22 protein-coding genes are annotated in these 21143 nt (G+C 70.6%); 9 read left to right on the forward strand and 13 right to left on the reverse strand.

The window, feature by feature from the left end:
- Positions 1 to 74 precede the first annotated feature (74 nt).
- The gene (locus ACFUN8_RS07505) at positions 75 to 941 is read right to left on the reverse strand and encodes an alpha/beta fold hydrolase (protein ID WP_383633096.1); all 867 of its coding nucleotides are present in this window, start codon (positions 939 to 941) and stop codon (positions 75 to 77) included.
- 192 nt (positions 942 to 1133) lie between these two features.
- On the opposite strand from ACFUN8_RS07505, the gene ACFUN8_RS07510 reads away from it, so the two are divergent.
- Entirely contained in the window at positions 1134 to 1973 is an 840-nt protein-coding gene (locus tag ACFUN8_RS07510) for a phosphotransferase enzyme family protein (protein WP_383632906.1), read from the forward strand.
- A gap of 93 nt (positions 1974 to 2066) precedes the next feature.
- On the opposite strand, the gene ACFUN8_RS07515 is transcribed toward ACFUN8_RS07510, so the two are convergent.
- Positions 2067 to 2531, reverse strand: a complete 465-nt coding sequence (locus ACFUN8_RS07515) for a hypothetical protein (RefSeq protein WP_383632909.1) — start codon at positions 2529 to 2531, stop codon at positions 2067 to 2069.
- Between the two features lie 303 nt (positions 2532 to 2834).
- On the opposite strand from ACFUN8_RS07515, the gene ACFUN8_RS07520 reads away from it, so the two are divergent.
- Together ACFUN8_RS07520 and ACFUN8_RS07525 are read left to right on the forward strand one after the other, a co-directional pair.
- On the forward strand, positions 2835 to 3635 hold the full coding sequence (locus ACFUN8_RS07520; RefSeq protein ID WP_383632912.1) for a peptidoglycan-binding protein: 801 nt from the start codon (positions 2835 to 2837) through the stop codon (positions 3633 to 3635).
- The gene (locus ACFUN8_RS07525) at positions 3632 to 4504 is read left to right on the forward strand and encodes a DUF2690 domain-containing protein (RefSeq protein ID WP_383632915.1); all 873 of its coding nucleotides are present in this window, start codon (positions 3632 to 3634) and stop codon (positions 4502 to 4504) included. The genes ACFUN8_RS07520 and ACFUN8_RS07525 overlap by 4 nt, the downstream gene beginning before the upstream one ends.
- A gap of 287 nt (positions 4505 to 4791) precedes the next feature.
- Here the strand turns inward: ACFUN8_RS07525 and ACFUN8_RS07530 are convergent, their stop codons facing one another.
- Positions 4792 to 4995: a DUF397 domain-containing protein gene (locus ACFUN8_RS07530; protein ID WP_383632918.1), complete on the reverse strand. Its 204-nt coding sequence runs from the start codon at positions 4993 to 4995 to the stop codon at positions 4792 to 4794.
- Positions 4982 to 5806: a Scr1 family TA system antitoxin-like transcriptional regulator gene (locus tag ACFUN8_RS07535; RefSeq protein WP_383632921.1), complete on the reverse strand. Its 825-nt coding sequence runs from the start codon at positions 5804 to 5806 to the stop codon at positions 4982 to 4984. The genes ACFUN8_RS07530 and ACFUN8_RS07535 overlap by 14 nt, the downstream gene beginning before the upstream one ends.
- Positions 5807 to 5924: 118 nt before the next feature.
- Here ACFUN8_RS07535 and ACFUN8_RS07540 point away from each other — a divergent pair, with 118 nt between their 5' ends.
- On the forward strand, positions 5925 to 6329 hold the full coding sequence (locus ACFUN8_RS07540; protein ID WP_383632924.1) for an ATP-binding protein: 405 nt from the start codon (positions 5925 to 5927) through the stop codon (positions 6327 to 6329).
- On the opposite strand, the gene ACFUN8_RS07545 is transcribed toward ACFUN8_RS07540, so the two are convergent.
- Complete coding sequence (locus tag ACFUN8_RS07545; protein WP_383633099.1) at positions 6315 to 6971, reverse strand: TetR/AcrR family transcriptional regulator C-terminal domain-containing protein; 657 nt, start codon at positions 6969 to 6971, stop codon at positions 6315 to 6317. The genes ACFUN8_RS07540 and ACFUN8_RS07545 overlap by 15 nt on opposite strands.
- A gap of 75 nt (positions 6972 to 7046) precedes the next feature.
- Here ACFUN8_RS07545 and ACFUN8_RS07550 point away from each other — a divergent pair, with 75 nt between their 5' ends.
- Together ACFUN8_RS07550 and ACFUN8_RS07555 are read left to right on the forward strand one after the other, a co-directional pair.
- A complete protein-coding gene (locus ACFUN8_RS07550) occupies positions 7047 to 8450 on the forward strand; it encodes an FAD-dependent monooxygenase (protein WP_383633102.1) in 1404 nt (467 codons plus the stop codon).
- 9 nt (positions 8451 to 8459) lie between these two features.
- Positions 8460 to 9368: a hypothetical protein gene (locus ACFUN8_RS07555; RefSeq protein ID WP_383632927.1), complete on the forward strand. Its 909-nt coding sequence runs from the start codon at positions 8460 to 8462 to the stop codon at positions 9366 to 9368.
- A gap of 30 nt (positions 9369 to 9398) precedes the next feature.
- Here the strand turns inward: ACFUN8_RS07555 and ACFUN8_RS07560 are convergent, their stop codons facing one another.
- Together ACFUN8_RS07560 and ACFUN8_RS07565 are read right to left on the reverse strand one after the other, a co-directional pair.
- Entirely contained in the window at positions 9399 to 10220 is an 822-nt protein-coding gene (locus ACFUN8_RS07560; RefSeq protein WP_383632930.1) for a MerR family transcriptional regulator, read from the reverse strand.
- On the reverse strand, positions 10213 to 10749 hold the full coding sequence (locus ACFUN8_RS07565; protein WP_383632933.1) for a VOC family protein: 537 nt from the start codon (positions 10747 to 10749) through the stop codon (positions 10213 to 10215). Before ACFUN8_RS07565 ends, ACFUN8_RS07560 begins: the two co-directional genes overlap by 8 nt.
- Before the next feature lie 144 nt (positions 10750 to 10893).
- Between ACFUN8_RS07565 and ACFUN8_RS07570 the strand changes: the two genes are divergently transcribed.
- Positions 10894 to 11457: a hypothetical protein gene (locus ACFUN8_RS07570; protein ID WP_383632936.1), complete on the forward strand. Its 564-nt coding sequence runs from the start codon at positions 10894 to 10896 to the stop codon at positions 11455 to 11457.
- Between the two features lie 28 nt (positions 11458 to 11485).
- On the opposite strand, the gene leuE is transcribed toward ACFUN8_RS07570, so the two are convergent.
- A complete protein-coding gene (leuE, locus tag ACFUN8_RS07575; RefSeq protein WP_383632939.1) occupies positions 11486 to 12151 on the reverse strand; it encodes a leucine efflux protein LeuE in 666 nt (221 codons plus the stop codon).
- A gap of 87 nt (positions 12152 to 12238) precedes the next feature.
- The gene (locus tag ACFUN8_RS07580) at positions 12239 to 13846 is read right to left on the reverse strand and encodes a methylmalonyl-CoA mutase (RefSeq protein ID WP_383632942.1); all 1608 of its coding nucleotides are present in this window, start codon (positions 13844 to 13846) and stop codon (positions 12239 to 12241) included.
- A gap of 435 nt (positions 13847 to 14281) precedes the next feature.
- Here ACFUN8_RS07580 and ACFUN8_RS07585 point away from each other — a divergent pair, with 435 nt between their 5' ends.
- Complete coding sequence (locus tag ACFUN8_RS07585) at positions 14282 to 15217, forward strand: L,D-transpeptidase family protein (RefSeq protein WP_383632945.1); 936 nt, start codon at positions 14282 to 14284, stop codon at positions 15215 to 15217.
- Positions 15218 to 15427: 210 nt separating this feature from the next.
- On the opposite strand, the gene ACFUN8_RS07590 is transcribed toward ACFUN8_RS07585, so the two are convergent.
- The 4 genes from ACFUN8_RS07590 to ACFUN8_RS07605 all read right to left on the reverse strand — a co-directional run bounded on the left by ACFUN8_RS07590 (position 15428) and on the right by ACFUN8_RS07605 (position 20270).
- The gene (locus tag ACFUN8_RS07590; RefSeq protein ID WP_383632948.1) at positions 15428 to 16675 is read right to left on the reverse strand and encodes a hypothetical protein; all 1248 of its coding nucleotides are present in this window, start codon (positions 16673 to 16675) and stop codon (positions 15428 to 15430) included.
- Positions 16675 to 17406, reverse strand: coding sequence for an RNA polymerase sigma factor (locus ACFUN8_RS07595; RefSeq protein ID WP_383632951.1), 732 nt, complete (start codon positions 17404 to 17406; stop codon positions 16675 to 16677). The genes ACFUN8_RS07590 and ACFUN8_RS07595 overlap by 1 nt, the downstream gene beginning before the upstream one ends.
- Before the next feature lie 377 nt (positions 17407 to 17783).
- On the reverse strand, positions 17784 to 18407 hold the full coding sequence (locus ACFUN8_RS07600) for a hypothetical protein (protein WP_383632954.1): 624 nt from the start codon (positions 18405 to 18407) through the stop codon (positions 17784 to 17786).
- A 219-nt stretch (positions 18408 to 18626) separates the two neighbouring features.
- Entirely contained in the window at positions 18627 to 20270 is a 1644-nt protein-coding gene (locus ACFUN8_RS07605; protein ID WP_383632957.1) for a family 20 glycosylhydrolase, read from the reverse strand.
- A 298-nt stretch (positions 20271 to 20568) separates the two neighbouring features.
- Between ACFUN8_RS07605 and ACFUN8_RS07610 the strand changes: the two genes are divergently transcribed.
- A partial coding sequence (locus ACFUN8_RS07610) for a 2-oxo-4-hydroxy-4-carboxy-5-ureidoimidazoline decarboxylase (protein WP_383633105.1) occupies positions 20569 to 21143 on the forward strand: 575 nt, incomplete at its 3' end.

Raw genomic sequence — 21143 nt, forward strand, 5'->3', positions numbered from 1 at the left:
GTGCGGCACCACCCGCCCGGTGACGGACCCCACGTCCGGTCGCCGGGCGTGGCCGGCCTCTCGATCGAGCACTGCTACGGAGCGCCGGCCCCCACCCCGGCCGCGAGTTCACCCAGCACCCGGGCCGCCGGCGCCGGGTCGGTCAGCCACTTCAGGTGGCTGCCCTCCAGGGTGCGGACGTCGTACGGGTTGTCCGGTGTCAGCTCGTCGCCCTCGCGGATCAGCCGGTCCTGCAGGGCGAGCGGCAGGCTCGTGTCGTCGGCGAGGCGGACGTACGTCTTCGGGATACGGCCCCAAGTAGCGGCCTGCGCGCGGTCGTCGGAGGTTCCGACGTCCAGGTTCTCGTCGGGCTGGAAGGTGTTGAGGAAGGTCAGGAACTCCTCGTCGGTGCCGTCGGCGAGGAAGGCCGCCTTGTACGCCGCGAGCAGGTCCGGGTCCGCGGTACGGAAGTTCGAGCGCATCAGCCCGAGTTCGGCCGGGTTCCCCACCATCCCCGGAGCCAGGGCGGCGACATCGACCGTCGCCATCTCCGGCTCGGCGTAGTAGCCGCCGACGTCGAGCGCGACCGGGCACCAGGCCGACACGTAGACGATGCGGTCGATCAGGTCCGGCCGCGCGTTGGCGGCGGCCGTGGCCGTGACGCCGCCGCGGCTGTGCGAGACCAGGATGACGGGACCGTTCCGCTTGGCCCGTTCCACTATCCCGATCAGGTACGCGGCGTTGTCGGCGAGCGTCACACCCTTGATCGAACCGGGCGCGGTGGCGAGCCCGTCGAGATCCTGCGGCGCCTGATAGGCGCGCACGTACGTCGCCGCGAACCCGTGGCCCGGCAGGTCGACGGCGACCGAACGGTGCCCGAGGAGGCCGAGTTCGGCCTGGAGCGGCGCGAAGGAGAAGGAGTTCGCGAAGGCTCCGTGAACGAGTACGAACGTCGGCTGCATCTGTCGGCTCACTTTCCTGCCTGAGGCAATTTCCTACCTGGGGCGGTCTCCTGCCCGCGGACGATCTCCTACCCGCGGGCAATCGCCCGGTCCCGGTACCAACGCCGCACACTACCCAGCGGAAGATCGTCCGGACCGTCGCGGGGTAGGGTGCGCGGGTTGCAGCGCTCAGGCGAGAGGGGCAGGGCGACGATGCGGGCGTCGGAAGTTCCACGTGCGGTGGCCGCGGCCAGGTCGATCGCCTCGTCGCTCGGCCTGACAGCCGACGACGCGATCGTTCTCCAGGACTCGAACAGACTCACTCTGCGGCTGCTGCCGTGCGACGTCCTGGCCCGGGTGGCGCCTGTGGCACATCAGGCCGCGCGGTTCGAGGTCGACCTCGCGCAGCGGCTCGTCGAAGCCGGGTGCCCGGTCGCCGCTCTCGATCCCCGGGTGGAGCCACGCGTCCACGAGCGGGACGGCTACGTGGTCACGCTGTGGACCTACTACGAACCCCCGACGCCGCAACCTCGTACGCTCCCACCGGCCGACTACGCCGACGCGCTCGCGCGGCTGCACACCGGCATGCGCACCCTCGATGTCCCGACCCCGCGATTCACCGATCGGGTCGATCAAGCGCTGCACCTCGTCGCGAACCGCGACCGGACCCCGGCCCTCGCCGACGCGGACCGGGAACTGCTCGGCGACACGCTACGAGACCTGAGCCGCGCGATCGGCGAGCGCGGCGCCCCCGAGCAGTTGCTGCACGGCGAGCCGCACCCGGGCAACGTGCTCAGCACGAAGAACGGGCTGCTGTTCATCGACCTTGAGACATGTTGCCGAGGGCCCGTCGAGTTCGACCTCGCCCACGCGCCCGAGGAGGTCGGCGAGCACAGTCCGGGTATCGATCGGGACTTGCTGCGCGAGTGCCGGATCCTCGTACTGGCGATGATCACCACGTGGCGCTGGGATCGGGACGACCAGCTCCCGAACGGGCGGCAGTTGGGCACGGAGTGGCTCGGCCAAATCCGCGCGGCGCTCGGTCGCGGCTGATCCCCGAAGCTCCGCGCGCGAACGGCCGTCCCCCGAGATCCGTTCGTGAACGGCCGCCCCCGGAGCCGAAGCGCCCGGGGACGGCCGGGTGTGTCAGGGACGCCAGCCGTCGCGGACGGTGCCCTGCCGCACATCGTTGGCGCCACTGCACAGCCCGTTGTCGGGTTCGGGCCAAATCAGGATGGTGTCGACCTTGTTCGCCCAGGTGCTGCCGCCGGGGTGGTCGAAGGAGCCGAGGTTCACGGCCTTGTTCTTCGGGATGCAGATGTACGCGTCCGGGGAGCGCCCGGTGTCGAGCAGCCAGACTGAGTCGTCGTTACGGGTGTTGACCACCGCGTCCGGCTCGTTCTGGATGGACGCCGGCAGGTTCTGGTAGTACGTGTCCTGGAACCAGCCGATGACGCTGCCCCCGGTGTAGGAACCGCCGTACAGGCACACGCGCGGATACGAGCAGCCGTGCATGCTGTCGGCGGAGGCGGGCGAGGCGGTCAGCGGGGTCAGGGTCGCTGCCAGTCCGACGGCGAGCAGGGGCGCCGCCAGCTTTCTGTTCAGTTTCATTCGGAACGCTCCAGGTGAGGCGGTACGGGCGGAGCCGACCGCACCGGCCTGGCTCCGCAACGAGACTGGGGGTTCAGCGCGATGCCCCGCGACAGTTGACGTGGAAGTGACGCCATCCCGGGACGCCCGGGGCGCTGACCTGCTGGGACGTCGCCCGCCGAGTCGGTGCGGCGGGACGACCGCGTGAGGGGAACGGCGACACGACGAGGGTCGCTGCTCCGTGTGTACGCCGTGACGGCTGATGCAGAATGAGGCCGGGACACGAGGGGCCGGGGTTACGGTCCATGACGCGAGTGGGGGGACATGTCGCGTTGGAAAGAGTTGCCCGCCGAACTGCATCCGGACGTAAGCCAGTTGATCGTGCGATTGCGCAGACTGAAGGACCGCGGCGAACTGGGCACCCGGCAACTGGCCGCGAAGACCGGCTACAGCGCGAGGTCGTGGCAGCGGTATCTCAACGGCAGGTCACTGCCGCCCCGGGAGGCCGTCGAGGCGATGGCCCGCATCGGCGGTGACGACCCGTCCCGGCTGCTGGTCCTGCACGAGATCGCCGCCGAACACTGGGCGCAGGGACGCGAAGCCGCGACCCCCGCCCCGGAGAGCGCCCCGGCCGCGCCGGTACCCGCGCCGCCCACGGAGCGGCAGCCGTACGGGCGTTACGCGCCCGCCCTCGTCGCGGTGGGAGCGGTGGCCCTCGTGCTGTCCGTCTCCGCGTCCGTCCTGCTGGCCGTGCGGCTCGCCGACGCCCGCACCGCGCTGGCGGACGAACGCGCCAGTACGGTCATGGCGACCCCGTCCACCGCGTCGGAGTCCTTGGTGCCGGTCGTCTACACCTGCCGGCTGGAGCAGCGTGACGGCCGCTGGTACGCGGGCCTCAGCCGCACCACGGACACCATCCTGGCGTACACCCACGTGGGGCCGATGGTGGCCGAGGCGCAGTGTCTGCTGCGCCGGGCGGGCATCCCGCCGGGAGACATCGACGGCGTCTTCGGCCCGAACACGCAGCGCGCGGTCCAGCGCATCCAGACACGGGACGGGCTGGTCGTGGACGGTGTCATCGGCCGGCACACCTGGAAGGCCCTCCGGGAAGCGGCGCCGAAATGACCGTGGTGCACTCGGGACACACCCGACTGAGCGCGGCACTGCGGGAGTTGCGGGCCCGTACGGGTCTCAGCCTGGTGGCGCTGTCGCTGCGCACGGCGTACAGCAAGTCCACCTGGGACCGTTACCTCAACGGCAAGAGCCTGCCCCCTCGTCAGGCCGTACAGGAGTTGTGCCGGCTGGCGAACGAACCGGACGGGCGGCTGCTGGCCCTCTGGGAGATCGCCGAGTCGGACTGGAGCGGACGCGCGGCGGCCTCGCCCCCCGCCGCCGAGGAGCCACCGCGGGAGCCGCCGCCACCCCCGGAGACCGGGCGGCCCCGCGTCCACGGGGGCGGCCTCATGGTGGTGCTGGCATCGGCCTGCTCCGTGGTCGTCGGCGGTGTGGCACTGGCACTGTTCCTGCTGCCGGCCCCGGAGGCCCCGCAGGACGACCCGCTGTCGGCCTCCGCCCCGTACTCCCTCGCCCCCCAATGCAGAGGAGCCGTCTGCGAGGGCCGCGACCCGATACGCCTGAACTGCGGCTTCGCCCCCGACACCCTCACCACGTACCGCACCGCCACCGGCGCCCACATGGAGCTGCGCTACAGCGAGAAGTGCGGCGCCGGTTGGGCCCTGGTGTGGGGGACCCGGATCGGCGACCGACTGGAGGTCAGGGCGGCCGGCCCGACCCACGACGTACGCATCAGGGACACCACCGACACGGAAAGCTACGTCTCCACCGACATGACCGCGGCCCGTCCCGGCAGCACAGTCCGGGCCTGCTTCCGGCCGGCGTCGAAGGACGGCGAACGGGAGTGCGTCGAGGCACGCGTGGGCGAGGCCACGGCGGCGCCCCTGATCAAACCGCCGGATCCGAACCCTTCTCCGTGAGGCTGATCGCTGCCTCTCGCCTCAGAGCGCGCCGCAACTCCCGAAGCTGGTCTTCCGTACCCGCAGCGCCTCGCAACACCTGCTGCAACGTGCGCTCCGACTCTTCGAGGGACCTCTGAAGCCTGGCAGCTTCCTCTCGGACGACAGCGCTCCAGTCCCCGACGGGACCACTGGTCCTGACGAAGTCGGCCAGCGCACTTCGCTCCCGGTAAACCGATACCTGGAGAACCACGAGAGCGTCCGACACCTGCATGGCGACATCCTGACACGGGCCAGGACCTATACGGTCACGCGCGGAACGTCCCGGTCTTCACGGCTGCGACGAAGGACGACCAGCCGGCGGCGGGGAATACGAGCGCGGGGCCGTGCGCGAGCTTGGAGTCCCGGACGGGGACGACGGGGTGGCCGTCGGCGACTTCGAGGCACTCCCCACCGGCGCCGCCGCTGTAGCTCGACTTGCGCCACCCCGTGAAGCGCTCACTGCTGACCATTTTCGTATTCCTCCGCTACGGCCCGCATCAGGCCCATTGACTTCTGGTGCGACAGCGCATCGCCCAAGGCCAGATCGTAAGCCGCCTGACAACTGCCCACCAGGGCCGGATCGTCCATCAAGTTCCCGGTGTACAGACCCTCGACGTACGCGATCGGCGGGCCGTCCTCGAAACTCATCAAGGTGAGCAGACTCTCCATCACGGCGTGCGCACCAAGACCGAACGGCAGCACGTGCAGCCGCAGACGCCCTGCCTCGGCCATACCTGCGATCTTGCGTAGCTGCGCGGCCATGGTGAGCGCGCCTCCGACTGGGCGTCGGATTACGGCTTCGTCCAGCAGCGTCCACAGTACGGGGCCTGACGGCCCCTCAAGGATGTGTGCCCGTTCCATGCGGTTGACCACACGCCGGTCAATTTCGTCCATCTGGTAGTTCGCGTGGTACGAGCGAAACACCGCCCGCGCATAGGGCTCGGTTTGAAGCAGGCCCGGCACGAGTGAGAGCCCGTACTGACGGATCTTGATCGCCTGCTTCTCCAACTCGGCAGCGGCGGAGAAGTGTTGGGGGTACTTCGACTCCAGGTCCTCCAACCACCGCTCGAAGAACCCGTCCGTCCCCAACGCCTGATCGATCCGTTTCGCGTCCGACGGGCTCGGCAGCCGTCGCCCCGCCTCGAAATGGCTGATCAGTGTGTGGGAACACACCACCAACTGCGCCAACGCCTCCTGCGTCATCCCCGCCGCGATGCGACGCAGCTTCAGTTCCTCCCCGTACTTCTCCCGAGGACTACGCGGTACCCGCTGCACCGACATGCGATCAACTCCCGCCCTTGATGTGCGCGTTGTCAAGATCGAACCCCTTCCAGGCTAGCTGCCACCACCCCACTCTGTAAGTGGAATGTCACAGAGAGCAACTTGAGGAGGTGGCCGAATGAACCCCGGCCTCGGAGATTCGGTGGTGCTCCGCTGGAGCCGCCACCCGCGCTGTGTCGGCCTCGCGCGCTGGGAGTTGCGGAAGGCGCTGGCCGCGTGGGGGCTCGCGCCGTTGGAGGAGGCGGCCGTGCTCGTGTTGTCCGAGTTGCTGACCAACGCGGGGCGGCACGCGCGGGTCTCGCCGGGGCGGGAGATCGAGACCTGGTACGTGCGGCTGTCCGACACGCTCCGTATCGAGGTGCACGACACCTCGCCCGAGTGGCCCGAGGTCCGCGAGGAGGACCTGGAAGCGCCCGGCGGGCGAGGGCTCACTCTCGTCGCCGCGCTCGCGGACAGTTGGGGGGTCAAGGACCGCAACGGGCCCGGGAAATCCGTCTGGGCGGAGCTGTCACTTCATGAGTGACCCGATCCCCGCCACCACCGCCGCCAGCCCCGCTTCGAAGCCCGCGTCGTGGTCGCTGAACAGCTCGAAGCCGGCCGCCGCCGCCAGCGGGTGCTCGGCGAGGCGGTCCGCGCGGGCCGCCAGGTCGTAGCCCTCCGCGCCCTCCTCGCCCGAGGCCGGGTCGGGACCCATCGACTGTTCCTCGATGACGTAACCGATGGTGTAGCTGTACGCGGTGAACCAGGCCCGCGCGGCCCCGGCGGGGGTGAAACCCCCGGCCGTCAGCATGCTCAGATGGCGCTCCATCGGGCCCGCGTACGCCGCGTGGTCGGTGAAGCGTGTGCCGCTGTAGACCTTCGCGCCGTCGCGGTAGCGCAACAGGTGCTCGCGCAGCCCGCGCATGGCGGTGGCGAGCCCGTCGCGCCAGTCGGCGGGCAGCTCGGTGGGGAGGTCGGCGTTCATCCGGCGCAGCATCTCGGTCGCCATCTCGTCGAGCAGCGCCTGCTTGTCCTTGAAGTGCCAGTAGAGCGCGGGCGCCTTGACGTCGAGTTCCTTGGCGATGGCCCGCAGGGTGAGCCCTTGGAGGCCCGTCTCGTGGAGGAGACGGAGGGCGGTGCGGGCCACCAGGGCGCGGTCCAGTCGTGTCGTAGCCACCTTGACAATTTAACAGCGTTAAGCGCATCCTCCTGAACGAGCGCACTTAACAACGTTAAGGAGATCATCGTGAAGGCGGACGCAATGGACATAATCGATGTACTGGTCGTCGGTGCCGGGCCCACCGGCCTCGCCCTCGCCTGCGACCTGCGACGTCGCGGGGTCTCCGTACGCGTCATCGAGCAGGCCGACCACCTCTTCCCCGGCTCGCGCGGCAAGGGCATCCAGGCACGCACCCTGGAGGTCCTTGACGACCTCGGTGTCATCGACGCCGTCCTCGCGTCGGGCGGCCCCGCGCCGGTCGGCATGGTCTGGCAGGACGGGGAGCGGCAGGGCGAGCACCGGATGTTCGAGGAGGTCGCGGCGACCGTCTCGGAGCCGTACGCCGGACCCTGGCTGGTGCCCCAGTGGCGCACCCAGGAGATCCTGCTCGCGCGCCTGACCGAGCTGGGCGGGAGCGTCGACTTCGGTACGGCGCTGACCGGGCTGGCGCAGGACGCGGACGGGGTGACAGCGGCGCTGTCAAGTGACCGGCCGCCGATCCGGGCGCGGTACGCCGTGGCCGCCGACGGCGGGCGCAGCACCGTACGCGGTCTGCTCGGGGTCGCGATGACCGGCGAGAGCGTCGACCCGGCGCCGATGCTGGTCGCCGACGTCCGGATCCCGACCGCGCTGGACCGGCTGAACTGGCACTTCTTCGTCGGCGCCGACGGCTCCTACCTGTCGGTCTGCCCGCTGCCGGGTACGGAGGACTTCCAGCTCACCGCGCAGTTCAAGGACGGCTCCGCGCCGGACACCTCGGCGGCGGGCGTACGGTCCGTGGTCGCCTCCCGTACGCATCTCACCGAGGCGGACGTCAGCGAGGTCCGCTGGTCGTCGGACTTCCGGCCGCGCGCGGCGCTCGCGGACCGCTTCGCCGTCGGCCGGGTCTTCCTCGCGGGCGACGCCGCCCACATCCACTCACCGGCGGGCGGCCAGGGGCTCAACACCAGTGTCCAGGACGCGTACAACCTGGGCTGGAAGCTCGGGCAGGTGATCCGGTACGGCGCGGATCCCGCGCTGCTCGACTCGTACGAGAGCGAACGCCGCCCGGTGGCGGCCGACATGCTCGGGCTCTCCACCCGTATCCACCGGGGCGAGGCCGAGCGGGGCGGGGCGACCCGTCAACTCGGCCTGGGCTACCGGGGTGGACCGCTCTCCGTCGGCGGCGCGGGGAATCTGCTCGCGGGCGACCGCGCGCCGGACGGGCCGCTGCCGGACGGGAGCACGCTCTTCGACGCACTGCGCGGTCCGCACTTCACGCTGCTTGCCGTCGGCACGGACGCCGAACTGCCGCCCCTGGACAGCGACTTGGTTCATGTACGGCATCTGGACGCGTACGAGCCTTACGGCAAGGGGCTGTTCCTCGTCCGTCCCGACGGCTACATCGGCTGGGCGGGCGAGGACGCGACGGGGCTCGGCGGGTGGCTGGCGAAGCTGCGTAAATAGACTTGGCCCATGAGTTCTCCCGACACCCAGTTGCCCTCGCTCACCACTGAACAGGCCCAGCGCCTGCGGGAGTTGGTGCGGGAGTATCACGCCCGGCGGGGCAACTCCGTGACGGTCGCCGGTGACACGGTGTACTCGGACCGGGGCACCCAGGCGCTGTACAACCTCGCCGAGCTGTGCCGTCGCGCCGAGCCGGGCGCGTGGCCGGGGATCGTGGAGCACCACTTCAACGCCCTTGAGAACGCGACGCGTTCGGCGGAGGCGGCGGCGGTCGCGGGCCCCGGCGCCTGGGCCGAGGACATACGCCGGAGTGTGTATCTGCGGCTCGTGCCCGACGACGCCATCCCGGCGGAGGCCGCGCCGTCGTTCAGCTACACCCGCCCGGTGGCGACCGGACTGCTCGAAGCGCTCGCGCTGGACCTGCCCGACTCGCTGCGGCTGCTGGACGACCGGGACGTCGCCCGTACGGGTCTTGAGGAGTTGCGCTCCGCCGGGCGCGCCAACCTGGTCGCCGAGCCTGTCGACTACGACCTGACGCGCACGGACAGCGGGGCCGTCGTGCACCTCGTGACGGGCGAGTCGATGTTCGTGGCGAGCAAGGCGCTGGTCCTCGACGATGTGGCGCGGTCCCTGATCGGGCGTGAACTCCCCCACGAAGGAGCCTTGTTCACCGTACCCAGCCGCCATTTCCTCGTCTTCCACCCGCTGGAGGACGCGAACGCGGTCGGCGCGATCAACGACCTGGCCGCGTTCGGCCTGGGCGCGTACCAGGACAATCCCGGTCCGCTCTCGCCCCGGATCTACTGGTGGCACAAGGGCGACGTGACCTGCCTGACCGAGATCGACGACGCGACGACGACCTTCTCGATCGTCCCACCGGACGAGCTGATGGTGATCCTGCGCCGCCTGAGCGCGTGACGCCCGCCGCCGCGCCAGGCCCTGTCCGACCTACTGCCACGTCGCGGTGTCGGGGTCGATGCCGTGGGCGCGCGCGCCGGCGTCGATGATGCGGCGGAACCAGGTGGCGAGGCCGGCGCGGATGCCGTCGTAGTGGGCGGCGAAGCCCGGATCGGCCTCGTACTTGCGGCCGAGACAGACCTGCATCTGCCGGGTGAGGGGGAAGTACGAGGCGAAGACCTCGCGGTGCCTTTCCACGAGTTGATTCGCCTCCGGGCTACCTGGTGCGACACCGGTGTCCATGGCGTCCCCGAGGGCGCGGTCGAAGTCGGCGACGGCGTCGGCGACGGCCTGCCATTCCGCCGGGCCGCGAGAGGCGGAGTTCTCGGCGTACCGCAGCCATTGCGTCGTGTCTCCGTAGCGTCGGCGCGCTTCGGCGGACCAGTCGGGGTTCCACCGGGGGCCGAAGATCGCGGCCTGCTGCTCGACGGTCAGCAGCAGGCCGCGCTCGTGGGCGTCGATCATCCGGTCCAGTCCGGCGCTGAGCTGCCGGAGGCGGTCGATCCGTTCGGCGACCTGGGTGCGCTGCGCGCGCAACGCGCCGGGTACGTCGACGGCCGAGCCCTCCGTCGAGCCGTCCAGGACGGCCCGGATCCTGTCCAGGCCGAGACCCAGTTCACGGTAGACGACGATGCGGTGCAGGCGTTCCAGATCACCGGCGGTGTAGAGCCGGTATCCGGCAGCCGTACGCGACGACGGTCGCGCCAGACCGATCTCGTCCCAGTGGTGCAGCGCGCGGACGGTCACGCCCAGACGTGTCGAGACCTGCCCGACGGTCAGCCCGTCGGCGTCGGCGTGCGTGGCATCAGGCATGCCCCTCATTGTCGCCTCGGCCGGTGACCGGTGCGGTGATCCCGATGGCCGCGAGGTTCCGGGCCTCCTCACTGGCCGGATCGAACGGCCTCGCCGCGGTGAGGACGATCCGCGCGTTCTCCGGGGTGATCACCTCCACATCGCGGGTGTTCCAGGGGGTGTCCCGTGGGCCGTCGACCGAGTCCGGGCGCAGCGCGCGACAGGCTTCGACCAGCGAATCGACCTGGCTGAGCACGCACGAGAAACTGATCCTCATCGCCGGTGCCCGCTCCGGGACACTCCCCTCCGAGACGAGAAGTACGTCCTGGAACGCCCACCGGCGTAGATGCACCAGCGTGCCGGGGATGCCGAACAGCTCGAAGAAGCCGAGCCCACGGCACCAGAAGTCCACCGACTCCGCCAGGTCGCTCGTGGGGATCGTCACGAACGCGGGCATTCCGTAGATGCCGCGGAACGGCTCCGGCGGAACCGCGTCCGGGCCGGGGGCGGGCACGGGACTTGTCTCGAACGCGTTGTAGTAATCGCTCATGCGCTCAGCCTCCGGCCTCACGCGGCGTGAGGGTCAAGCGAGCCGGGTCGGTGAATCCCGGCGCCGGCCCGACGGTGGATCAACGGGCCGTCGAAGCGCATGATGGAGCCGCCTGTCCCGTCAGAAGCGAGGTGTCGCGTCCCGATGAAACGCAGAAACAGATTTCTCCTGGCGGGCCTGGCCTCCGCGGGCGCCGTCGCCGGCGCGGGCCTGCTGTACAACCGCCGGCCGCATCCCACGGAGTGGCTCTACGTCACGGTCTTCAGCGAGCCCGGCTATCTGGGCCGCAACGAGACGCTGTCCTGGACCGGCGGCGAGCGCGAGATCGTCCCGCTCGACCAAATACAACTGCCGCGCATCGGCTCGATCAGGCTGGAGCGGCGCGTGTACCGCTTCCAGCCCGACGTGCGGCCACCGAACGTGTTCATCCTGTGGCACGCCATCACCGAGCGCGCGGACCCCACGGACCCCGAGGAGGGCCTGAGCAGCTTCATCGCCATGAACCAGCTCGCCGGCATGTTCTCGCTGGGCCAGTGGGAGTCGGTCCGCGAGTCCGAGGCGCGGTCGGGAGTACGGCTCTGGGCCGAGCGCCCCGGCCAGGCCATCGCTCCCGGTGCCGCGCCCTCTCACGACGTCCTGGCCAACACGGCCGACCTCGGCTCCTGGAGCACCCGCACCCGCTACCTCGAACTCGGCTACCACAGCTGATCCGGGAGAGAGGCCCGAAGCTCCGCTCCTACGCGCCGCTGAGCGACAGCTTCGCGGCGAAGCCCAGGAACAGCGCGCCCACCGTCGAAGTCGCCGCGGCCGAGAGGCGCTTGCGGCGGCGGAAGGCGGTGGAGAGCCAGGTGCCTCCGAAGATCAGCGCGGTGAGGTAGAGGAGGCTGACCACCTGCGCTATGACGCCGAGGACGAGGAACGACAGGGCGGGATAGGCGTAGGTCGGGTCGACGAACTGCACGAAGAAGGAGATGAAGAAGAGGATCGCCTTCGGGTTGAACAGGCAGATCACGAAGGCGCGCCGGAACGGCCGCTCGTCCTCGGCCGAAACGACGGGCGCATCGGCCACCGGCTGCTCGTCCGGCTCGCTCTCGTGCCGCGACCGCCACATCGACCAGGCCGCGCGCATCATGCCGACGGCGAGATACGTCAGATAGCCCGCGCCCGCGTATTTCACTACGGAGAAGGCCAGTTCGTTGGCCTGGAGCAGCGAGGCGACGCCCGCCGCCGACAGCACCATCAGCACGGTGTCACCGCAGAAGACACCGGCGGCCCCTCGGTAGCCCTCGCGCACGCCGCGTCGGGCGGCCAGCGAGAGCACGTAGATCGAGTTCGGACCCGGCAACAGAATGATCATGACGACGCCGACGAGGTAGGTCGGCAGATCTATGGCACCCAGCATGCGGCGGAGTATGGCACGCCCCGGATGGGGGCAACGAGGCGATTTCGCCCCTCGGACAGAGCCGAGATCCAGCGGGCGCGCGAAGCGTCAGAACGTCTCCGTCGGCACGTACGCGCCCCACACCTCCCGCAGCGTGTCGCACACCTCCCCCACCGTGGCCCGCGCCTTGAGCGCCCGCTTCATCGGGTGGAGCACGTTGCTCGTACTCCCCGCCGCCGACCGCAGCTCCGCCAGCGCCGCGTCCACCTCGCCCTGGTCGCGCTCCGCGCGCAACGTCGCCAGCCGCGCCGCCTGTTGGGCCTCGATCGCCGGATCGACACGCAGCGGTTCGTACGGCTCCTCCTCGTCCAGCCGGTAGCGGTTGACACCGACCACCACGCGCTCCCCGCTGTCCGTCTCGCGCGCGACGGCGTACGCGCTCCGCTCGATCTCGCCCTTCTGGAAGCCGCGTTCGATCGCCTCGACCGCGCCGCCCATGTCCTCGACGCGTGTCATCAGCGCGAGCGCCGCCTCCTCCACGTCGTCGGTCATCTTCTCGACGGCGTACGAACCGGCGAACGGGTCGACGGTCGCGGTGACATCGGTCTCGTACGCCAGCACCTGCTGTGTACGCAGTGCGAGGCGCGCCGACTTGTCCGTCGGGAGCGCGATCGCCTCGTCGAAGGAGTTCGTGTGCAGCGACTGCGTACCGCCGAGGACGGCGGCCAGCCCCTGCACCGCCACCCGTACGAGGTTTACCTCGGGCTGCTGCGCGGTGAGCTGCACGCCCGCCGTCTGGGTGTGGAAGCGGAGCATCAGGGACTTGGGATTCCTCGCGCCGAATTCCTCGCGCATCACCCTGGCCCAAATGCGGCGCGCGGCACGGAATTTGGCCACTTCTTCGAGAATCGTCGTACGCGCGACGAAGAAGAAGGAGAGCCGCGGCGCGAAGTCGTCCACCTCCATTCCGGCGGAGATCGCGGTACGGACGTATTCGATGCCGTCCGCCAGCGTGAACGCGATCTCCTGCGCGGGCGTCGCTCCCGCCTCCGCCATGTGATAGCCGGAGATCGAGATCGTGTTCCAGCGGGGAATCTCCGTACGGCAGTACTGGAAAATGTCCGCGATCAGCCGCAGTGACGGTTTCGGCGGGAAAATATAAGTACCGCGTGCGATGTACTCCTTGAGTACGTCGTTCTGCACCGTGCCCGTGAGCGCGGCGGCCGGTACGCCCTGCTCCTCGGCGACCAGTTGGTAGAGCAGCAGCAGGAGCGCGGCCGGTGCGTTGATCGTCATCGACGTGGAGACCTGGTCCAGCGGGATCCCGTCGAAGAGGATCCGCATGTCGTCGATGGAGTCGATGGCGACCCCGACCTTGCCGACCTCGCCGCTCGCGATCGGCGCGTCGCTGTCGTGCCCCATCTGCGTCGGCAGGTCGAAGGCGACGGAGAGCCCGGTCGTGCCATGGGCGATCAGCCGCCGGTAGCGGGCGTTGGACTCGACGGCGGTGCCGAAGCCCGCGTACTGGCGCATGGTCCACGGCCGGCCGGTGTACATCGACGGGTAGACCCCTCGGGTGTACGGGTACGCGCCCGGCTCGCCGAGGCGCTCGGCCGGGTCCCAGTCGGTCAGCGCGTCCGGGCCGTAGACCGGCTCGATCGGCACACCGCTCTCCGTCCGCCGTGTCGCTCCCTCGCCACCGGGCTCGTGCGCCATCCGCCCCGCCTCCGTCGCTCGCCGTGTCAACTTGTCAGCCCGCCCATCATGCGGGCGCCGCCGTCCCGGCGATATGAGCCTCCGGGAGTGTCGCGCCCGCTTCTGCCAGGGTTTCCGCTTGGGCCTTCCGGCTTCCGGTTTCGCGTTTCCGGTTTCGCGTGGTTGCGCACGACGGTGTCCGTCAGGAAGGCTCTCCCGTCGAGACGTGCTTTCCTTTCGCGGAGCCGTGAGGTGGAATTCGGCCTCGGCCAAGTTTTTACGCGAAGACGGGGTCGTCCGGGCAACCGGAACGGGCTCTGAGCTGTCTCAAGAGATACCTGCCCGTTCCAACGGTCCGTTCAACAGCTCGTTCAACGGTCCGTTCAACGGCTCACGCACGCTCGGATACTCGGATACTCGCCATCGGACAGCTCAGTGGCAGACAGGGGGACGAAGTTGCCCAGAACATCAACGCGGACAGGAACGCGCCAGTCGCGTACGGCCGCGCTCCGCGTCGCGCTCGCCACCGGTGCCGTGCTCGCCGTCACCGTCGGCTGCTCGGCGCAGGTGGTGACCGATCCGGCGGGTGCCGCCGACGACAAACCGGGCACCGGCAGTGGCAGCGGCGTGCGGATCGACCCGGCCGGGCCCGCGTCGAGCAGCCCCTCGGCCGAACCGGCCGCCGCGTCGAAGCCGCCGGCCACGCCCTCCGCGAAACCGTCGAAGAGCGCGACCGAGAAGCCCGCGCCGCCGAAGCCGAAGACGGTGCTGGCGAGCGGCGCCGAGGGCGACCAGGTCCGTGAACTCCAGGCCAGGCTCCGGCAGATCGCCCACTTCAACCGCGCGCCCACCGGCTACTACGGCTCGGTCACGGCCACGGCCGTCTCGTCGTTCCAGGCCAAACGCGGACTACCGCAAACCGGGACGACCGACACCGTCACCTGGCAGAAACTGCTCGGGATGACGAAGAAGCCGACCGCCGCCCAGCTGCGCCCGCCGGCCGCCGTCAAGCCGGCGCCGAAGCCGGACAAGCGGTGCCTGACGGGCCGGGTGCTGTGCATCAGCAAGAACAGCCGGTCGCTGTCCTGGATGATCGACGGCAAGGTGATGTCGACGATGGACGTCCGGTTCGGCTCGCAGTACACACCGACCCGCGAGGGCACGTTCAAGGTGGGCTGGAAGTCCCGGGACCATGTCTCGACGCTGTACGACACCCCGATGCCGTACGCGATGTTCTTCAGCGGTGGCCAGGCGGTGCACTACTCGGCGGACTTCGCGGCGAGGGGGTACAGCGGGGCGTCGCACGGCTGCGTCAACGTACGGGACGAGAAGAAGATCGCGGCGCTGTTCGACCAGGTGCGGACCGGCGACAAGGTCGTCGTCTACAAGTAGCGACGGGTTGAGAGGCGCGGGCGGGACCGGGGGAACGTATCCCGCCCGCGCCAATTGTGCGTCGAGCCGAAGGTACGGGGGGAACCCCGGCTCAGACGCGGCCGATGACCAGTCGGCTCACTCTTTACTGCGCCACAGGGCGAAAAAACGTCACACCCGGATCCCGGGCACCGACCATGGCCGAAAATCGCACCAATGGCGTGGGCGGCGCTACGACGCGGAGGGCTCGGGGCCGGGCGCCGGAGGAGCGGTCGGCTCGTCCGGGGCGGGGCCCGAGGCCGTGTCGGAGCCCGAGCCGGTGTCGGAGCCGGGCATCGCCGGGAGTTGGGGCGGCAGGTTCGGCTCGTCGGACTCCGGCGGGTTCATCCCGATGGTCTCGCCGTAGTCGCCACCCGGCCAGTCGCTCGGCGGCCCCTCGGACCCGCCGCCGGTGCCACCGCCCGAACCGCCGCCCGGGCCACCATCGGTGCCGCCGCCCGTATCGCCGGGGGTGCCGCCCTCAACCGGGCCGCCGCTCTGCGGACCGTCGCCACCGCCACCGCCGGTACTGCCACCGCCGGTACTGCCGCCGTCACCACCGCCGTTGCTGTTCCCGCCGTTGCCGTTGCCGCCGTTGCCCTGAGCGCCGTCGTGATGACCGTCGCCGTCCGGGTCGGCCCTCAGCAAGCGGTCGCAGAAGCGGGTCACACCCTCCGGCCCCTTGGCCGCGTCCTCCAACAGCTCCTTCTTGGCGGGGGCGATCGTGCCGCTCCGGTACTCGTTGCACGCCTGGACGAGCTTGGCGTACCACTTCTCGCCGTCGCCGCTCTTCCAGCCGTTGCCCGTCGCCTGGCTCTTCTTCGTGTTCTTCGGACCACCGGCACCCGCGTCGGCGCCCGTGGCCCCGGGCGCGACCGGATCCGGACCGCTCTCCGTGTCGGCGGGGAGGGGCGGCGGGTTGAGGCTGCTGCTCGGCGATTCGGACACCAGGGGCTCCGGTGTCAGCGCGTCCGAGAGGGAGTTCGCCGGCCGGGGCGGGCTCTCCCCCGCCGACGGCGCGTACAGGAAACCGGCTCCGGCGGCCACACCGCTGAGCGCGCATCCGGCCATGGCCGCGGCCAGGCCCAGCCGCAGCGGGCGCCCGAAACTCGGCAGCCGTACGCCACGGCGCTCGGGATCGAGACGTACGGTCCCGATCCCGCCGTCGCCCGCGTGCGCGTCGGCGTCCCAGCTCCGCGAAACGGTTCGTCCCGCCGTCCCGACCGGCGCCCCGACCGCCTGCCGGAACGCGGCGAGCGCCGCGGCCTCGCCGGGCAGCTCGGCCGAGCCCGCGTACGCGTCGCCCGCGGCCTCCTCAAGAACCCTGGCGAGCCGATCGGCCTGCGCCTGGGCGTGTACGTCGGCGGTCTCGACCGGCCGGCCGCGCAGCAGAAGCTCCGCGACTCCGTCGTCGAGCCACGTCTCACGCTCGTGCGCCATCACATGTCCTTCTGCGTCCCCGGCGGCGAATGCGTCACACCGGCCGGCTCGGGGGCCTCCTGATGACGGACGCGCTGCGGCGGTACGGTTCCCAGCTCCAGCCCGTTCGGCCCGCCCTGCGCGGAGCGGGCCGCGCCGTCCATGCCCTCCATGCCTTCCGGGCCCTCCAAGGGTTCCGGGTCTTCGGCCCCCAGCAGCTCGGCCAGCCGCTTGAGCCCGCGGTGCGCCGCCGTCCGTACGGCGCCGGGCCGCTTGCCGAGCGTCCTCGCCGCGCTCTTCGCGTCGAGTCCGACCACGACACGCAGCACGACGGCCTCCGCCTGGTCCTGCGGCAGTTGCGCGATCAACGCCATCGTCATGCCGGTGGACAGGGCCTCCATCGCCTCGTCGGCGGTGTCCGAATCGGCGGCCTTGCCGGCCAGCTCCGTCTCGTCACTGCCGGCCGCCGGGCGCCTGCCCCGCATCCGTATGTGATCGAGGGCGCGGTTACGGGCTATCCGCGCGGTCCAGCCACGGAAGCGGTCGGCGTCGCCACTGAAGCGTTCGAGGTCGCGGGCGATCTGGAGCCAGGCCTCAGAAGCCACGTCCTCGGCATCAGGCTCGCCGACGAGCGTTCGTATGTAAGCCAGCAACCGCGGGTGCACGGCGCGGTACACAGTCCGGAACGCAGTCTCGTTCCCGTCCTGTGCCGCGAGCACCGCGGCGGTGAGCTCCGCGTCGTCCCCCAGCACCCCACACAACCTGTCTTGAATCACGGCTGGTCACTGCCGCGCGCCCCCACGCGCTCCTGCACGCTACGGCCTCTCCGATGCCCAAGTCCATAATTTGTACAACTCGCAACAACCTGCTGACAGACCTCGGTGTGACAGAAAACGCTCTCCTGACGCTGACATGAGTACGGGGCCGCACAGCGTCCCCGCCGGACGACGACCGGGGCCTCTCCTGTGGGGGGTGGCGGCCCCGGTCGTCCTCTCCACCCCCCGCGCGCACAGCCGTGACCCGCACGTTCGTTGATTTCGGACAGCGTGTTCAGGCGACGCGGACAGCGCGGCGCGGCCCCGGAGCGCATCCCGACCCGTACGGACGCCCGGCTCCTGCGCGCCGTGCGTCAGTTCCCGGCCCTCGCCCGGCGCGAGACGACCGCGCGCAGGACCCGCTGGCCCTCGATCGAGAGATCCAGTGCCTGCCGCAGTCCCGCCGTGCCGGCGGTCTCGGACAGGATCTCCAGGATCTGGATCTGGCGGCGCAGTTCGCCGGAGACCATCGGTCCGGCGGTGAAGGGGCCGATGCCGGGCTTCCCCTCGGGGCCGTCGGCCACTCCCGTACGGCAGCGGGCCACCCAGTCGCTGTACGCGCCGCTCGCGACGGTGCCGGGCGCGCCGATGACCCGGTCGCCGACCACGTCGAACTGCTGGTGGATCTCCAGCGCCACGACCGAGCAGCTGTCGGACCAGACGCGCAGTGGCTCCGCCGCCCACTCGGAGGGCGCGGCGGCGAGCATCTTCCGTACGAGGACGGCCGTTTCGTCGTTGCTGACGGCCGCTTCCATGGCTTCCCTGGCCACCGCGAGTCGCGGGGCCCAGGTTGTCTCGCCGTCGGCGAGGCCCGACCAGAGCGGGCGCAGCACCTCGCCCTCGTCGGCGAGGAGGGGCAGGCAGCGGTCGAGGCAGGCGACCCCGCTCGCGGCGAGGCCCCGCTCATCCGCCCGAACGATCAGTTCCACCAGGCTCATTCACGTCTCCCGTCGCGGGCAGAATACTGCTCATTAAAGCGCCCGGCGGCTGAAAAACGTCACTTGTGGCTCAGATGTAGCCCAGAATCCAGGCTCGGTACGCGAGGAAGACCCGTCCGCGACCGCTACGTCCACAATCGCCGGACGGAACGAAACCAGCCCGTCCGGCGATTGAGGTCACGACACGCAGCCCCGGTGATCGAGGGCCCAACACCCGCTCTAACCGGCCACCTTGTTCGCCAGCGATCTGAACTCCGCCCAGGTGAGGCCCGGTTTCACCGGGTTCCACACCTTCTGCGACAGCGCTGCCAGCGGCAGTTGGATCCCGGTGGCGACCTGGTCCTGCGTCTGCGCGCTCGCGATGTCGCCCCACACCGCGAACCGCGCGCCGAGGATCAGCTTCGAGTACTTCTCCGGCACCGGCTTCGTGCCGCGCAGTACGAACGGGGTCCACTGCTCGTAGATCCGCTGGCCTGTCGGGTAGACGAAGTCGTTCGGCTGGCCCAGCACGTAGTAGAGGAACTCGTCGTTGAGGTTCACCACCGGCCGGCCCTCGCGCAGATAGTCCAGCGGGGGCCGCGCGCCGATCTCCTTGCCGGTCCAGTAGTCGACCTGGAGGTTCTGGTCGGCCTTGACGACGCCGCCGGGGAAGAAGCCGTCGTTCCAGGCCGAGATCTCCTTCTTCTTCGGCCGGACCACCGCCGCGCGGTCGTTCATCCAACCGGTCGTGAGGTCCTGGACCCTGGCGTCGGCGCCGTACTTCTTCTTCGCGGCGGCGGCCAGTTGCGGGAACGACGCCTCGGGGTCGCTGACCACGAGCGCCTGGTACTCGTCGGCGCCGATGTGCCAGAAGCGGCCGGGGAACAACGTGTCGTACTCGCGCAGCAGTTCGTCCACGATCTTCGCGGCGGCGGGCTTCGAGATGTCGATGGCGCCGCGGGTGATCCTGCCGTTCACGTCCCGGAGCTGCAGCTCGGGATGGGGTGCCATGACGGCGCCCAGATGTCCCGGTGAGTCGATCTCGGGGACGATCTCGATGTGCAGCTGACCGGCGAGCGCGACGATCTTCCGCACCTCGGCCTTGCTGAGGTGCTGCTGGGAGACGATCTCGGGGTGGGTGTCCGAGGCGATGCGGAAGCCCTGGTCGTCGGAGAAGTGCAGGCCCAGCTGGTTGAGTTTGAGGTCGGCCATCTCGCGCAGCCGGTTCTCGATCCAGCCCGGGGTGTAGTACTTGCGCGCGATGTCCAGATTGAGTCCGCGCTGCGGGCGGTCGGGCCGGTCGCGTACGACACCCTCGGGTATCGCGCCGTCCGCGCGCACCGACTGCTTGAGCGTGCGCGTGCCGTAGAAGACCCCGGCCTCGTCGGGTCCGGCGATCCGGACGCGTCCGTCCCGCGCGGTGAGCGTGTACGACTCGGGGCCCGCCTGCTTGCCCGACTCCAGGGCCAGCTCGATGTCACCGGCCTTGGCCCCGACGGCGCCCCGGTAGTCGATCTTCAGCTCCTTGGCGATGAGCTTTCCCTCGTCGGCCAGCTTCCCGCTGTTTTTCGCGATGACGACGCCGCTGTTGCCGGCGGGCCGCCAGCCGGGACCGCGGGCCGCCTCGAACTGCCGTACGGACGGCACGGCGCGCGGCGCCTTGGAGAGCGCGAAGCTGCGCGAGGGGGTGGGTGCGGCCGGGCGGGTGTCGGACCGTACCGCCGACGCCTCGGAGGTGGCGGCGGCCGGTGGAGTGGCGGCCGTTCCCGCCGGTGCGCTGTGGTCGGGCGGGGTGGCGTCGGGCCAGGCCAGCGCCGTGAGGGTGACGGCGGCCGCCACGACAGCGGCGCCGCCCACCAGAGTCCCTGGGGAGTTCCACCTCATCCGTGATCATCCCTTGCATGGCGATAGAGGAAGGAAGTAGGGCGAACGTCCCATGTCCTCGCCCGTCGCGCGAGCCGAGGGTGTCCCGTCCGAGTGAAATTCGCGCATCTGTCGGGCAGCCGTCATCCACCGTCGATAGCGTTGCGAAACATCCGTCTCGCCCTTATCTTTCTTCGCTTCCGCCACTCCACCGACCGTCGTCACCGACCACTGCCGCCAGGAGCCCACGCTGTCCAGCGATCGCCACGCCGGTCTGACGCGCTTCAACACCGCCCCGGCGGACACCGTCGAGCACGCGCTGCTGGCCTGCTGCGGAAACCGCCGCTGGGCCCGCCGGCTCGCCGACCACCGCCCGTATCCGACGGTCGACGCGCTCCTCGCCGCCGCCGACGAGGCGAGTTACGACCTGTCGCCGGCCGACCTCGCCGAAGCCCTCGCCGACGAGACGTCCGCGGACCCGCACCAGGAGGCGCCGCTCGCCGCCCGGACGGCGCTGCGGGCGGCGCACGCCGCGTACGAGAGCGGCTTCGGCCACGCGTTCGTCATCAGCCTCGACCGCTACCGCCCGGAGGAGCGCCTGAACCAGGTGCTGACCGGGATCCGCGAGAGGCTGGCCCACGACCCCGACGAGGAGCGCGCCGTCGCCGCCGACGAACTGCGCCGGCTCGCGCGCTCCCGGGTCTCGCGCCTCGTCGGCGACCGGCCCCACGACCGAACGGGCGACCGAACGGGCGACCGAACGGGCGGCGACCACCCCCCCCCCCCCCCCCCCCCCCCCCCCCCCCCCCCCCCCCCCCCCCCCCCCCCCCCGCCCCCCCCCCCCCCCCGGTTGGCGGGAAAAAAAAACAAAACCCCGCCCGGGTATCCCGCCCC

The organism is Streptomyces sp. NPDC057307, assembly GCF_042667665.1.
Classification (GTDB): Bacteria; Actinomycetota; Actinomycetes; order Streptomycetales; family Streptomycetaceae; genus Streptomyces.

What these genes read in the sequence shown, in the direction of transcription:
- ACFUN8_RS07505 (WP_383633096.1), bottom strand. Translation starts at nt 941, where the DNA reads ATGCAGCCGACGTTCGTACTCGTTCACGGAGCCTTCGCGAACTCCTTC.
- ACFUN8_RS07510 (WP_383632906.1), top strand. Translation starts at nt 1,134, where the DNA reads ATGCGGGCGTCGGAAGTTCCACGTGCGGTGGCCGCGGCCAGGTCGATC.
- ACFUN8_RS07515 (WP_383632909.1), bottom strand. Translation starts at nt 2,531, where the DNA reads ATGAAACTGAACAGAAAGCTGGCGGCGCCCCTGCTCGCCGTCGGACTG.
- ACFUN8_RS07520 (WP_383632912.1), top strand. Translation starts at nt 2,835, where the DNA reads ATGTCGCGTTGGAAAGAGTTGCCCGCCGAACTGCATCCGGACGTAAGC.
- ACFUN8_RS07525 (WP_383632915.1), top strand. Translation starts at nt 3,632, where the DNA reads ATGACCGTGGTGCACTCGGGACACACCCGACTGAGCGCGGCACTGCGG.
- ACFUN8_RS07530 (WP_383632918.1), bottom strand. Translation starts at nt 4,995, where the DNA reads ATGGTCAGCAGTGAGCGCTTCACGGGGTGGCGCAAGTCGAGCTACAGC.
- ACFUN8_RS07535 (WP_383632921.1), bottom strand. Translation starts at nt 5,806, where the DNA reads ATGTCGGTGCAGCGGGTACCGCGTAGTCCTCGGGAGAAGTACGGGGAG.
- ACFUN8_RS07540 (WP_383632924.1), top strand. Translation starts at nt 5,925, where the DNA reads ATGAACCCCGGCCTCGGAGATTCGGTGGTGCTCCGCTGGAGCCGCCAC.
- ACFUN8_RS07550 (WP_383633102.1), top strand. Translation starts at nt 7,047, where the DNA reads ATGGACATAATCGATGTACTGGTCGTCGGTGCCGGGCCCACCGGCCTC.
- ACFUN8_RS07555 (WP_383632927.1), top strand. Translation starts at nt 8,460, where the DNA reads ATGAGTTCTCCCGACACCCAGTTGCCCTCGCTCACCACTGAACAGGCC.
- ACFUN8_RS07560 (WP_383632930.1), bottom strand. Translation starts at nt 10,220, where the DNA reads ATGCCTGATGCCACGCACGCCGACGCCGACGGGCTGACCGTCGGGCAG.
- ACFUN8_RS07565 (WP_383632933.1), bottom strand. Translation starts at nt 10,749, where the DNA reads ATGAGCGATTACTACAACGCGTTCGAGACAAGTCCCGTGCCCGCCCCC.
- ACFUN8_RS07570 (WP_383632936.1), top strand. Translation starts at nt 10,894, where the DNA reads ATGAAACGCAGAAACAGATTTCTCCTGGCGGGCCTGGCCTCCGCGGGC.
- leuE (WP_383632939.1), bottom strand. Translation starts at nt 12,151, where the DNA reads ATGCTGGGTGCCATAGATCTGCCGACCTACCTCGTCGGCGTCGTCATG.
- ACFUN8_RS07580 (WP_383632942.1), bottom strand. Translation starts at nt 13,846, where the DNA reads ATGGCGCACGAGCCCGGTGGCGAGGGAGCGACACGGCGGACGGAGAGC.
- ACFUN8_RS07590 (WP_383632948.1), bottom strand. Translation starts at nt 16,675, where the DNA reads ATGGCGCACGAGCGTGAGACGTGGCTCGACGACGGAGTCGCGGAGCTT.
- ACFUN8_RS07600 (WP_383632954.1), bottom strand. Translation starts at nt 18,407, where the DNA reads ATGAGCCTGGTGGAACTGATCGTTCGGGCGGATGAGCGGGGCCTCGCC.
- ACFUN8_RS07605 (WP_383632957.1), bottom strand. Translation starts at nt 20,270, where the DNA reads ATGAGGTGGAACTCCCCAGGGACTCTGGTGGGCGGCGCCGCTGTCGTG.